Genomic DNA, 13,078 nt, shown 5'->3' on the forward strand with positions numbered 1-13,078 from the left:
CGGAGCGGCACCGCGCAAGGCAGCAGCAGGCAAGGCAGCAGTACGCAGCACAGCACTACGCAGGACAGTGGCAGCGGACAGGACGGCAGCGACGGAGGAGGTGCCCCATGGGAGTCCTGAAGAAGTTCGAGCAGCGGCTCGAAGGCCTGGTCAACGGCACCTTCGCAAAGGTCTTCAAGTCCGAGGTGCAGCCCGTGGAGATCGCGGGAGCGCTTCAGCGTGAATGCGACAACAACGCGACCATCTGGAACCGCGACCGCACCGTCGTGCCCAACGACTTCATCGTGGAACTGAGCACGCCCGACTACGAGCGCCTCAGCCCCTACTCCGGCCAGCTCGGCGACGAGCTGGCCGGCATGGTCCGCGACTACGCCAAACAGCAGCGCTACACCTTCATGGGACCGATCAAGGTCCACCTGGAGAAGGCCGACGACCTCGACACCGGCCTGTACCGGGTGCGCAGCCGCACCCTCGCCTCCTCCAGCAGCCACCAGGGCGGCCCGGCCCCCGCCGCGCCCCCGGCACGGCCCGCCGGACCCGGCGGCGGGTACGGCTACCCGCCGGCCGCCCCCGCGGGCGCCCCGCCCATGCCGTCCGCGCCGCCGCCCGGCGGCCGCCCCGGCGGCTACGGCTACCCGCAGCCCGCCGGCGGCCCCCAGCCCCCGGCCACGCCCGCCCCCGGCGGACGCACCCGCCACTGGATCGAGATCAACGGCACCCGCCACCAGATCTCCCGCGCGACGCTCGTGCTGGGCCGCAGCACCGAGGCCGACGTGCGGATCGACGACCCCGGCGTCTCCCGCCGGCACTGCGAGATCCGGACCGGAACGCCCTCGACGATCCAGGATCTCGGCTCCACCAACGGCATCGTGGTGGACGGGCAGCACACCACCCGCGCTACGCTCCGCGACGGCTCGCGGATCGTCGTGGGCAGCACCACCGTTATCTACAGGCAAGCCGAAGGGTGATCCGGGGGCAATGTCAGAGCTGACCCTCACGGTCATGCGGCTGGGTTTTCTCGCCGTACTGTGGCTGTTCGTGATCGTGGCCGTGCAGGTCATCCGCAGCGACCTGTTCGGTACGCGGGTCACCCAGCGCGGCGCACGGCGCGACGCCGGCCGACCGCAGCAGACCGCCACGCGCCAGGGCCAGGCGCCTCCGCAGCAGCGCCAGCAGTCCGGCGGCCGCGGCCGCCGGGGCGCGCCCACCAAGCTGGTCGTGACGGAGGGCACCCTCACCGGCACCACCGTCGCCCTCCAGGGCCAGACCATCACGCTCGGCCGGGCCCACGACTCGACGATCGTGCTGGACGACGACTACGCCTCCAGCCGCCATGCCAGGATCTACCCGGACCAGAACGGCCAGTGGATCGTCGAGGACCTGGGCTCCACCAACGGCACCTACCTGGACCGGACCCGGCTGACGACCCCCACCCCGATTGGCCCGGGGGCGCCGATCCGCATCGGCAAGACCGTCATCGAGCTGCGGAAGTAGTGCTACACCAATGAATGAGCGCGAGCGGAGCGAGCACGCAGCGGCGGCCGGCACCCCGGGCCCCGGCGCGCTCCCGACCGGAGGGTGGGCAGTGTGGCTCGACACGACCGGCTGCAGTCGGAGCCGACGGGCGAGGTGCGCATGAGTCTGTCACTGCGCTTCGCCGCCGGTTCCCACAAGGGCATGATCCGCGAGGGCAACGAGGACTCCGGCTACGCCGGTCCCCGCCTGCTCGCCATCGCCGACGGCATGGGCGGCCAGGCCGCCGGCGAGGTCGCCTCCTCCGAGGTGATCTCCACCATCGTCGCCCTCGACGACGACGTACCCGGCTCCGACGTCCTCACCTCGCTCGGCGCCGCCGTCCAGCGCGCCAACGACCAGCTGCGGCAGATGGTCGAGGAGGACCCCGCCCTGGAGGGCATGGGCACCACCCTCACCGCCCTGCTGTGGACCGGGCAGCGCCTGGGCATGGTCCACGTCGGCGACTCCCGCGCCTACCTCCTGCGCGACGGCGTCCTCACCCAGATCACCCAGGACCACACCTGGGTGCAGCGCCTCGTCGACGAGGGCCGCATCACCGAGGAGGAGGCGGGCACCCACCCGCAGCGCTCCCTGCTCATGCGCGCCCTCGGCAGCGGCGACCACGTCGAACCCGACCTGTCCATCCGCGAGGTCCGGGCCGGCGACCGCTACCTCATCTGCTCCGACGGACTCTCCGGCGTCGTCTCCCACCAGACGATGGAGGACACCCTCGCCAGCTACCAGGGCCCCCAGGAGACCGTCCAGGAGCTGATCCAGCTCGCCCTGCGCGGCGGCGGCCCGGACAACATCACCGTCATCGTCGCCGACGTCCTCGACCTCGACACCGGCGACACCCTCGCCGCCCAGCTGTCCGACACCCCCGTGGTCGTCGGCGCCGTCGCCGAGAACCAGGCCCAGACGGGCGACAACGGCATCATGCAGACCCCGGCCGGCCGCGCCGCCGGTCTCGGCCGGCCGCGCGGCGGGGGCGGCGAGTTCGGCCCGCCCGGCAGCGGCGACGTCACCGGCTTCATCCCCACCGGCGGCTTCGACGACTACGGCCCCGACGACTTCGTCAAACCCCGCAAGAACCGCAAGTGGCTCAAGCGGTCCCTCTACACCGTCCTCGCCCTCGCCGTCATCGGCGGCGGCACCTACGGCGGCTGGCGCTGGACCCAGACCCAGTACTACGTCGGCACCAACGACGACCACCTCGCGCTGTACCGGGGCATCAGCCAGGACCTCGCCTGGGTCTCGCTCTCCAAGGTCCAGAAGGACCACCCCGAGATCGAACTCAAGTACCTGCCGCCCTACCAGCAGAAACTGGTCGAGGCGACCATCCCCGAGAGCGACCTCAACGACGCCCGGGCCAAGATCGAGGAACTGGCGGTCCAGGCCTCCGCCTGCAAGAAGCAGGCCGAGCGGCGCTCCGCGGCGACCGAGAAGAACGCGAAGACGGGCGAGGGCGAGGCCGGAGGCACCACGGGAACCAGCACCGCCTCCTTCACGTCCAAGGCGTCACCGAGCCCGAACCCCTCGGGATCGGCCAAGGCACCCGAATCGTCCGAGTCCCCGTCCACGACCGCACCCACTCCAGGCTCAGGCCCGACCCTCTCGGAGGAAGAACAGAAGGTCGTCTCGCTGTGCGGTAAGCAGCAGTAGGCAAGCCGTGAGAGGCCCCGTCACACGATGAGCAGTACTACCAACCCGTCGACGCACCACACGTCCACGATCGGCGCCATCGGCGCCCCGAGCCGGCGCAACACCGAGCTGGCTCTGCTCGTGTTCGCCGTCCTCATCCCGGTCTTCGCCTACGCCAACGTGGGCCTGGCCATCAACGACGAGGTGCCCGCAGGGCTGCTGAGCTACGGCTTCGGCCTCGGCCTGCTGGCCGGCGTCGGCCACCTCGTCGTCCGCAAGTTCGCGCCGTACGCCGACCCGCTGCTGCTGCCGCTGGCCACCCTCCTCAACGGACTCGGACTCGTCGCCATCTGGCGCCTGGACCAGTCCGAACTGCTCCAGGACATCAAGCAGGCCGGCACCGCCGCGCCCCGCCAGCTGATGTACACCGCGATGGGCATCGCCCTGTTCGTCGCCGTGATGATCTTCCTCAAGGACCACCGCGTCCTGCAGCGCTACACCTACATCTCCATGGTCACCGCGCTGTTCCTGCTGCTGCTCCCGCTCGTGCCGGGCCTCGGCAAGAACATCTACGGCGCCAAGATCTGGATCCAGGTCGGCTCCTTCTCCATCCAGCCCGGTGAATTCGCCAAAATCGTCCTGGCGATCTTCTTCGCCGGCTACCTCATGGTGAAACGCGACGCGCTCGCCCTGGCCAGCCGCCGCTTCATGGGCCTCTACCTGCCCCGCGGGCGCGACCTCGGCCCCATCCTGGTCGTCTGGATGGTCTCGATCCTCATCCTGGTCTTCGAGACCGACCTCGGCACCTCGCTGCTGTTCTTCGGCATGTTCGTGATCATGCTGTACGTGGCCACCGAGCGGACCAGCTGGATCGTCTTCGGCCTGATGATGTCCGCCGTCGGCGCCGTGGGCGTGGCCAGCTTCGAGCCCCACATCCAGCAGCGCGTCGACGCCTGGCTCGACCCGATGCGGGAGTTCATGCTCTCCCGCGCCAACCAGGTCGGCCACTCCGAGCAGGCCATGCAGGCCCTGTGGGCCTTCGGCTCCGGCGGCACCCTCGGCACCGGCTGGGGCCAGGGCCACTCCGAGCTGATCCGCTTCGCCGCCAACTCCGACTTCATCCTCGCCACCTTCGGCGAGGAACTCGGCCTCGCCGGCCTGATGGCCCTGCTCCTGCTCTACGCCCTGATCGTGGAACGCGGCGTACGCACCGCCCTCGCCGCCCGCGACCCCTTCGGCAAGCTCCTCGCCATCGGCCTCTCCGGCGCCTTCGCCCTCCAGGTCTTCGTCGTCGCCGGCGGTGTCATGGGCCTCATCCCGCTCACCGGTATGACCATGCCCTTCCTGGCCTACGGCGGCTCCTCCGTCATCGCCAACTGGGCGTTGATCGGCATCCTGCTGCGCATCAGCGACACCGCGCGCAGGCCGGCGCCCGCCGCGCCCGCCAACCCCGACGCCGAGATGACCCAGGTGGTCCGACCGTGAACAAGCCACTGCGCCGAATCGCGATCTTCTGCGGCCTCCTCGTCCTCACCCTGCTCATCCGGGACAACTGGCTCCAGTACGTCCAGGCCGACGAGCTCAAGGAGGACGAGCACAACCGCCGCGTCGCCATCGAGCGGTACGCCAGCCCCCGCGGCGACATCATCGTCGACGGCAAGGCCATCACCTCACACGCCACCACCGAGGGCGACTTCAAGTACAAGCGCACCTACAAGGACGGCGCCATGTGGGCGCCCGTCACCGGCTACGTCTCCCAGGCCTACGGCGCCACCCAGCTCGAGGCCATCGACGACGGCATCCTCACCGGCAACGACGACCGGCTCTTCTTCCGCAACACCCTCGACATGATCACGGGCGAGAAGCGCGAAGGCGGCAACGTCGTCACCACCCTCAACGCCGCCGCCCAGAAGGCCGCCTACGACGGCCTGAAGAAGCAGGGCGCCAAGGGAGCCGTCGTCGCGATCGAACCGTCCACCGGCAAGATCCTCTCCATGGCCTCGTACCCCTCGTACGACCCCACCACGATCGCGGGCAGCGACAACGCGGCCGGCGAGGCCTGGAACAGGCTCCAGAAGAAGAACAACCCCGACGACCCGATGCTCAACCGGGCGCTGCGCGAGGTCTACCCGCCCGGCTCCACCTTCAAGGTGGTCACCGCCGCCGCGGCCCTGGAACACGGCCTGTACAAGTCCGCCGACGAGAAGACCGACTCCCCGCTGCCCTGGACCATGCCCGGCACCACCACCGAGCTGAAGAACGAGGGCAACCTCCCCTGCGAGGACGCCACCCTCCGCGAGGCCCTGCGCGTCTCCTGCAACACCGTCTTCGGCAAGGTCGGCTACGACCTCGGCAACGACGACATGCTGGAGACCGCCAAGAAGTTCGGCTTCACCGAGGAGCAGTTCGTCCCGGTCCGCTCCAGCGCCTCCGTCTTCTCCGACGACATGAACGACTCCCAGGTCGCGCTCTCCTCCATCGGCCAGTACAACACCGCCGCCACCCCGCTGCAGATGGCCATGGTCACCTCGGCCATCGCCAACAACGGCACCCTGATGAAGCCCTACATGGTCGACGCGCTCCAGGCCCCCAACCTCGACACCATCGAGAAGACGGACCCCGAGGAGATGAGCAAGCCGCTGTCCGCGGACAACGCCCAGATCCTCCAGTCCATGATGGAGACCGTCGTCAAGGACGGCACGGGAACCAACGCGCAGATCGACGGCGTCACGGTGGGTGGCAAGACCGGTACCGCACAGCACGGTGTCGACAACAGCGAGAACCCGTACGCCTGGTTCATCTCGTACGCCAAGACCGACGACGGCAGCTCGCCCGTCGCCGTGGCCGTGGTGATCGAGGACGAGAACGCCGTCCGCGACGACATCTCCGGCGGCGGCCTCGCGGCACCGATCGCGAAGGACGTCATGGAGGCCGTCATCGACAGCAAGAAGTGACCGCGCCATGAACGGGACGTGACTCCCGTCACGTCCGCTTCACATCGGCGCACGTTGCGATACCGGTCCTGTATCGGCTGCCCGGCTCGGCCAAGGGGCCCGGAGCGAGCCGGGTACGGTAGGCCGGACGGCAGCCTCCGACCGTACAAGCATGCCGGTCGGGACCGACGGAGAGGGCTGGTAGGTAACCATGGAAGAGCCGCGTCGCCTCGGCGGCCGGTACGAGCTGGGCCAGGTGCTCGGCCGTGGTGGCATGGCGGAGGTCTACCTCGCGCACGACACCCGGCTCGGCCGCACCGTGGCGGTGAAGACGCTCCGCGCGGACCTCGCGCGCGACCCGTCCTTCCAGGCCCGCTTCCGCCGGGAGGCCCAGTCGGCCGCCTCGCTCAACCATCCCGCGATCGTGGCGGTGTACGACACGGGCGAGGACTACATCGACAACGTGTCGATCCCGTACATCGTCATGGAGTACGTCGACGGGTCCACCCTCCGTGAGCTGCTCCACTCCGGCCGCAAGCTGCTGCCCGAGCGGACGCTGGAGATGACCATCGGCATCCTCCAGGCCCTGGAGTACTCGCACCGGGCCGGCATCGTCCACCGCGACATCAAGCCGGCCAACGTCATGCTCACACGCAACGGCCAGGTCAAGGTCATGGACTTCGGCATCGCCCGCGCCATGGGCGACTCCGGCATGACGATGACCCAGACCGCCGCCGTGATCGGCACCGCCCAGTACCTCTCCCCGGAGCAGGCCAAGGGCGAACAGGTCGACGCCCGGTCCGACCTCTACTCCACGGGCTGCCTGCTCTACGAGCTGCTCACGGTCCGTCCGCCCTTCGTCGGCGACTCCCCGGTCGCGGTCGCCTACCAGCACGTGCGCGAGGAACCGCAGGCGCCGAGCGTCTTCGACCCCGAGATCACGCCCGAAATGGACGCGATCGTACTGAAGGCCCTGGTCAAGGACCCGGACTACCGCTACCAGTCGGCCGACGAGATGCGCGCCGACATCGAGGCCTGCCTCGACGGCCAGCCCGTCGGCGCCACCGCCGCGATGGGCGCCATGGCCGCCGGCGGATACGGCGCCTACCCCGACGACCAGCCGACCACCGCCCTGCGCTCCGACGCGGGCGCCGGCGCCACGACCATGCTGCCGCCCATGAACCCGGACGACGGCGGCTACGGCTACGACGACCGCCCCGACCGGCGCCGCCAGCAGCCCCGCAAGAAGAACACCTCCACGATCCTCCTGGTCCTGGCCGGCATCCTCGTCCTCGTCGGCGCCATCCTGATCGGCCGGTACGCCTTCAGCGGCGACGGAGGACCGGGCAACGGCACGGCCGAGGTGCCCGCCCTGGTCGGCCAGACACAGGACGACGCCGAGAAACTGCTCACCAACGCCGACCTCAAGCTGGGCACGGTCGAGCAGAAGCCCTGCGAGGACCAGAAGAAGGGCAACGTCTGCTCCCAGGACCCCGAGCAGGGCACCTCGGTCGACAAGGACTCCGCCGTCAACCTGGTGGTCTCCACGGGCGCGCCCAAGGTCGCCGTCGACAACGTGATCGGCAAGAACGTCGACGAGGCCACCAAGCAGCTCGAGGACAAGGGCTTCAAGGTCGAGACCAAGCAGACCGAGTCCTCCCAGGACGAGGGCACGGTCCTCAGCCAGAACCCCGACCCGGGCAAGGAGCTGGAGAAGGGCTCCACGGTGACCCTGGAGGTCGCCAAGGCCGAGGAGAAGGCCACGGTGCCGGACGTCATCGGCCGCACCTGTGACGAGGCCAAGGCCCAGATGGAGAACAGCGGCCTGGAAGCCACCTGCACGGACCAGCCGACCAACGACCCGAACCAGGTGGACAGGGTCATCTCCACCACGCCGCAGGCGAACCAGCAGGTCGACCCGGGCTCCAAGGTCACGATCGTCGTCGGCAAGGCCGTGGAGAAGAAGAAGGTGCCCGAGATCAAGCTCGGCACGCCCCTGGGGCAGGCCCAGCAGACCCTGCAGCAGGCCGGCTTCACCAACATCCAGGTCAACGGCCCGAACGACGGCAACGCGGTCGTCATAGGGCAGAACCCGCCCGCCAACAGCGAGGTCGACGACCCGGCCGCCACGCAGATCACCCTCACCACGGTGGGCGGAAACGGCGGCAACAACGACGGCGGGAACGGCAACGGCGGCATCATCGGCGGCCTCCCCGGCCGCGACTGACCCGCCTGCCCGACCGTCCGTCCGGAGCCCCGGCCCTCAGCCAAGCTGAGGGCCGGGGCTCCGTCGTACAGACCGACACGCGTCGATCGTGTCTTCGTATCTCATGACTCGTTGACTCCGGGTGACCACACGACCCGCCCCGGAGGACAACCGTGATCAGTGAGACCGCCCTACTGGAATCACCGGCCCTGCGCAGCAGCGTCCTGGACCGCACCGACGTACTCGACCGCGTCAAGGCGCTGTCCCTATTGCCGGACGGCATGCACGTGACGACGGCGATGGTGGCGACGTACTTCAACGTAACCGTTAAGACGCTTGAGTCCGTCGTGGAGGACCATCGGGAGGAGCTGCACGACAGTGGCTACCACGTCTTGACGGGTACACAACTGGCCCTCTTCAAGAGGGCCAGTGGAATCCAGTCGCGCTCCCGCTCACTCGCGCTGTACCCCCGACGCGCCGTCCTCAACGTCGCCATGCTCCTCCGAGACAGCGAAATCGCACGTCAGGTGCGTGTCTACCTCCTGAACATGGAGTACCTGGCCCGCACACAGCCTGTGGAAAACCCGGTCCCGACAGGTTCCGCCGCCCTCGACTCCCGCATCGACCAGCGCATCACCCACATCCTCGGCCGGACTGTCGTGCCAATGTTCAACGCCCTGATCGCCGCCTCCGGCGAACACCGCCACGAGCTGATCGAGCTCCGCGAAGACATCGAGAACGTGGAGCGCAAACTCTGCTGGCACCACAAACGCCTCGCCGCCCTCGAAGGCGACACCCCCGACGACGACGTCAGGGCAAAGATCAAGGCCATGACATGGCAGGCCTTCGAGCATCACGTCGCCGAACTGCTGCGGCGCGACGGATGCGTCGACGTCGTCGTACGGAAGGCCCGCACCGACCGGGGTATCGACATCACCGGCCGCACCGCCGACGGACGCACCGTGGCCGTCCAGTGCAAGAACCGGGCCGGCCGCTGGACCGTGCCCAGTGCGGACATGCAGAAGTTCGCCGGGGCGGCACGCGCCATCGACCACGTCGACATCGCGCTCTTCGTCGCCACCTGCAACTTCAGTCACGAGTCGGAGGCGATCGCCAAGCTCAGCGGCGTCACCACCGTGAACCGCGACGAGCTGGAGGCCTGGAGCGCCGGGGTGCGCCTCAAGGCGCTCCGCTAGGCACCACGGCAAGAGGCCCGAAGCCGCAAGAGCAAGTTGCGGCTTCGGGCCTTCGCCATGTTAGGGGACCGACCTCACACGAGGAGATCAGTCAGCGCAGTTCCTTGGGCGGCGTCCGCTCCCCGTCCACCTTCTCCGTGCGGACCAGCTCGCCCCAGACCACGTACCGGTAGCGGCTCGTGTAGACCGGGGTGCAGGTCGTCAGGGTGATGTAGTGGCCGGCCTTCTTCTTGCCGGACTCCTTGGGGACGGCGTCGAGGACGTCGACGTTGAACTTCGACGTCTCGGGCAGGACGGCGTACGTCTTGTACACGTACCACGTGTCCTTCGTCTCGAAGACGATCGGGTCGCCCTTCTCGATCTTGTCGATGTTGTGGAACCTCGCCCCGTGCCCGTCCCGGTGGGCGGCGAGCGAGAAGTTGCCCTTCTTGCCCGAGGCGGGCAGCGTCGCCTTGACCGGGTCGGTGTAGTAGCCGGCCACGCCGTCGTTGAGGATCTTCATCGACGTGCCCTTCTCCACCAGGATGTCGCCGTCCCCCATCGCCGGGACGTGCAGAAAGCCGATGCCCGCCTTGGTGTCGAGCGCCCCCGGGCCGTCCGGACCCACCCGGTCCTGGGCCCAGTCGTCCCGCACCTTGTCCGCCTGCTTGTCCGCCGCCCGGTCGGCGACCACGTTGGTCCACCACAGCGAGTAGACGACGAACAGCCCCATCACCAGGCCCGCGGTGATGAGCAGTTCGCCGAAGACGCTGACCGCCTGCGCGACGATCCGTCCGGGACGACGCCGCCCGCGACCGCGGGCCTCGGCGTGCTCCTGCTGCTCCGTGTCGGTGGTCGATGCCACTGGTCATCCGCCCTTAACTGACGAGCGCATCCGGCTTGCCCTTGCTGCGCGGCCGTTCCTCGACCATCTTGCCCCACACGATCATGCGGTACTTGCTGGTGAACTCCGGCGTGCAGGTGGTGAGGGTGATGTAGCGGCCGGGTCCCTTGAAGCCCGACTGCTTCGGGACCGGGTCCAGCACACTGACGTTGCTCGGCGACGTCACCGGCAGGATCGACGCCATCTTGTACACGAAGTACTTGTCCTGCGTCTCCACCACGATCGGATCGCCCGGCTCCAGCTTGTTGATGTACCGGAACGGCTCGCCGTGCGTGTTGCGGTGGCCCGCGAGTCCGAAGTTGCCGGTCTTGGCGTCCGGCATCGCCGTCTTCAGCCCGCCCTCCGCGTAGTGCCCGACCATGCCCCGGTCCAGCACCTTCTTGCTGCTGATGCCCTCCGCGATCGGCACCACCACGTCCAGCTTGGGAATGTGCAGCAGCGCGAAGCCCTGCCCCGGCTCGAACGTCCCGGGATTGCGCTTGCCGCTCGCCCAGTCGTCCTGGAGGTTGCTCGCGGCCCGGTCCGCCTGCGCGTGCGCGCGCACGTTCGTCCACCACAGCTGGTAGGTGACGAACAGCAGCATCAACACACCGGTCGTGATGAAGATCTCGCCTATCGCCCGGCTGGCGATCACCGCGGCCCCGGGCTTGCGCGCCCGCGCCTGCCGACGGGCCTCCACGCGCGACAGAGGCGCCTTCGCCGGCTCCTCGGCCTCAGCCTCCGTCGACTGCCCCCGGGGCGCCCCACGGCGCCCGTGACGCCGTTTCGCGGCCTTCCTGCGAGCCGCCCGTCCGCCCCCCACGGGACCGTCCCCGGCAATACCCGTCCCGGCGTCCGCCCGCCGCACCGGGGACTCCGGGATCCGCAGCGCCATCGTCTCGTCGTCGGCCGGCGGCGCCTGGTACTCCGCCCCGGACGCGAACTCCTCGCGCCGACCGCCCCCGAACGCACCGGAATCCCCGTACGGCTGCCCGTACGAGGATCCCTGGTCACCGGCCGTGCCGGAGTCGCGCTCGGGGCGCAGCGCGGTCACGCCGTGGCCCTGCCCACCACCGGGGCGAGCCCCGCCGACCTCGCCACCGCGTCCCGGTCGCCGCACTCCGCCAGCCAGTTGGCCAGCATCCGGTGCCCGTGCTCGGTCAGCACCGACTCCGGGTGGAACTGCACGCCCTCGACGAGCAGTTCCCGGTGGCGCAGACCCATCACGATCCCGTCCGGCGTCCGGGCCGTCACCTCCAGCTCCGCGGGCACCGTGCCCGGCTCCGCCGCCAACGAGTGGTACCGCGTCGCCGTGAACGGCGAGGGCAGGCCCGCGAAGACGCCCCGGCCCGTGTGCTCCACCGGCGAGGTCTTGCCGTGCAGCAGCTCCGGCGCCCGGCCCACCACACCGCCGTACGCCACCTGCATCGACTGCATGCCCAGGCACACGCCGAAGACCGGCACCCCGGTCGCCGCGCAGTGCCGGACCATGTCGACGCAGACGCCCGCCTGCTCCGGCGTACCCGGGCCGGGCGAAAGGAGCACGCCGTCGAAACCGTCCTGGGCGTGGGCCGTCGAGACCTCGTCGTTGCGCAGCACCTCGCACTCGGCGCCGAGTTGGTAGAGGTACTGGACCAGGTTGAAGACGAAGCTGTCGTAGTTGTCGACGACGAGGATGCGCGCGCTCACTGGTTGTCCACCGTCACATCGTTGAAGGGCAGCAGCGGTTCGGCCCACGGGAAGACGTACTGGAACAGGACGTAGACCACGATCATCGCCAGCATGAGCGAGAGCAGCGCCTTCACCCACGCGTTTCCCGGCAGATGCCGCCAGATCCAGCCGTACATGCCGTCCCTTCCGTCGCACCACGACGCCACACTCACGCCGTACCGCACCAGACTAGCGGCGCGGGACCCTCGGGAACGGCCCTAATCCACAGGCTGGGCATAGTGCAGGTCCGCCGTGCCCGGGTAGCCCGGCAGCGTCACCCGCCCGTCGTCCTCGACCTTCCAGCCGAGCCCGTACACGTTGACGTACACCATGTAGTTCTGGATCGCCGGCGACTTGGCCAGCGCGTTCTTCAGCCGCTCCGGGTCGCCGACCGCCTGGATCCTGTACGGCGGCGAGTAGACGCGGCCCTGCAGGATCAGGGTGTTCCCCACGCAGCGCACCGCGCTGGTGGAGATCAGCCGCTGGTCCATCACCTTGATGCCCTCCGCGCCGCCCTGCCACAGCGCGTTCACCACGGCCTGCAGGTCCTGCTGGTGGATCACCAGGTAGTCGGGCTGCGGCTCCGGGTAACCGGGCAGCTTCGCGGTGGCGTCCGGCGGGGCGTCGTCGAGCGTGACGGTGATCGCCTCACCCTTCAGCTTCTGCGTACCCGCCTTCTTCTCCAGCGCGGCGAGTTCGTCGTCCTCCGACTGCGTCCGGCCGTCGTCGCGCTCGGCGAGCGATTCGACCTCCTCGCGCAGGGCTCCGTTCGACTCCTCCAGATCACCGTTCTCCCGGCTGCGCTCGTGGATGAGATCGGACAACTTGAGCAAAGAGGCGTCCGTACGGATATTGGTGCCCTTCGCGGTATTGAAGCTGGTGAAGAAAATTAGTCCCGCGAGCGCGAAGACGGCCGCCGTGAGAACCCGCACGGGCCGGAAACGGCGCCGTCGGGCAGGGCTGGATCCCGTTCCGGGGGAGTCGGCAGAATTGCTCAACGTACCCTTATCTCCTT

General features: G+C 69.2%; 12 protein-coding genes. 7 read left to right on the forward strand and 5 right to left on the reverse strand.

Annotated features, from left to right (window positions below; all coding sequences use genetic code 11):
* Window positions 1-107: 107 nt before the first annotated feature.
* The 7 genes from fhaA to NI25_RS19150 all read left to right on the forward strand — a co-directional run bounded on the left by fhaA (window position 108) and on the right by NI25_RS19150 (window position 9,491).
* Window positions 108-968: an antibiotic biosynthesis regulator FhaA gene (gene fhaA, locus NI25_RS19120; RefSeq protein WP_061443608.1), complete on the forward strand. Its 861-nt coding sequence runs from the start codon at window positions 108-110 to the stop codon at window positions 966-968.
* 10 nt (window positions 969-978) lie between these two features.
* Window positions 979-1,494 carry an antibiotic biosynthesis regulator FhaB gene (gene fhaB / locus NI25_RS19125; protein WP_061443609.1) on the forward strand — a complete coding sequence of 172 codons (516 nt, stop codon included), beginning with the start codon at window positions 979-981 and terminating at the stop codon, window positions 1,492-1,494.
* A 141-nt stretch (window positions 1,495-1,635) separates the two neighbouring features.
* Window positions 1,636-3,177 (forward strand): Stp1/IreP family PP2C-type Ser/Thr phosphatase, encoded by a 1,542-nt coding sequence (locus tag NI25_RS19130; protein WP_061446989.1) that lies wholly within the window; start codon window positions 1,636-1,638, stop codon window positions 3,175-3,177.
* A gap of 27 nt (window positions 3,178-3,204) precedes the next feature.
* On the forward strand, window positions 3,205-4,641 hold the full coding sequence (locus NI25_RS19135) for an FtsW/RodA/SpoVE family cell cycle protein (protein WP_061443610.1): 1,437 nt from the start codon (window positions 3,205-3,207) through the stop codon (window positions 4,639-4,641).
* The gene (locus tag NI25_RS19140; protein ID WP_061443611.1) at window positions 4,638-6,110 is read left to right on the forward strand and encodes a peptidoglycan D,D-transpeptidase FtsI family protein; all 1,473 of its coding nucleotides are present in this window, start codon (window positions 4,638-4,640) and stop codon (window positions 6,108-6,110) included. Before NI25_RS19135 ends, NI25_RS19140 begins: the two co-directional genes overlap by 4 nt.
* Window positions 6,111-6,300: 190 nt before the next feature.
* Window positions 6,301-8,316 carry a Stk1 family PASTA domain-containing Ser/Thr kinase gene (gene pknB, locus NI25_RS19145; protein WP_061443612.1) on the forward strand — a complete coding sequence of 672 codons (2,016 nt, stop codon included), beginning with the start codon at window positions 6,301-6,303 and terminating at the stop codon, window positions 8,314-8,316.
* 152 nt (window positions 8,317-8,468) lie between these two features.
* Window positions 8,469-9,491, forward strand: coding sequence for a restriction endonuclease (locus tag NI25_RS19150; RefSeq protein ID WP_061443613.1), 1,023 nt, complete (start codon window positions 8,469-8,471; stop codon window positions 9,489-9,491).
* A 91-nt stretch (window positions 9,492-9,582) separates the two neighbouring features.
* On the opposite strand, the gene NI25_RS19155 is transcribed toward NI25_RS19150, so the two are convergent.
* The 5 genes from NI25_RS19155 to NI25_RS19175 all read right to left on the reverse strand — a co-directional run bounded on the left by NI25_RS19155 (window position 9,583) and on the right by NI25_RS19175 (window position 13,061).
* The gene (locus NI25_RS19155) at window positions 9,583-10,335 is read right to left on the reverse strand and encodes a class E sortase (RefSeq protein ID WP_061443614.1); all 753 of its coding nucleotides are present in this window, start codon (window positions 10,333-10,335) and stop codon (window positions 9,583-9,585) included.
* Between the two features lie 13 nt (window positions 10,336-10,348).
* Window positions 10,349-11,407: a class E sortase gene (locus NI25_RS19160; RefSeq protein WP_061443615.1), complete on the reverse strand. Its 1,059-nt coding sequence runs from the start codon at window positions 11,405-11,407 to the stop codon at window positions 10,349-10,351.
* Window positions 11,404-12,042 carry an aminodeoxychorismate/anthranilate synthase component II gene (locus NI25_RS19165; RefSeq protein WP_061443616.1) on the reverse strand — a complete coding sequence of 213 codons (639 nt, stop codon included), beginning with the start codon at window positions 12,040-12,042 and terminating at the stop codon, window positions 11,404-11,406. The genes NI25_RS19160 and NI25_RS19165 overlap by 4 nt, the downstream gene beginning before the upstream one ends.
* Window positions 12,039-12,200, reverse strand: coding sequence for a hypothetical protein (locus NI25_RS38650; RefSeq protein WP_016326682.1), 162 nt, complete (start codon window positions 12,198-12,200; stop codon window positions 12,039-12,041). The genes NI25_RS19165 and NI25_RS38650 overlap by 4 nt, the downstream gene beginning before the upstream one ends.
* A gap of 81 nt (window positions 12,201-12,281) precedes the next feature.
* On the reverse strand, window positions 12,282-13,061 hold the full coding sequence (locus NI25_RS19175; RefSeq protein ID WP_061443617.1) for a DUF881 domain-containing protein: 780 nt from the start codon (window positions 13,059-13,061) through the stop codon (window positions 12,282-12,284).
* Window positions 13,062-13,078 lie beyond the last annotated feature (17 nt).

Origin of the sequence: Streptomyces sp. CCM_MD2014 (assembly GCF_000772045.1) — a bacterium.
GTDB classification, from domain to species: domain Bacteria; phylum Actinomycetota; class Actinomycetes; order Streptomycetales; family Streptomycetaceae; genus Streptomyces; species Streptomyces salinarius.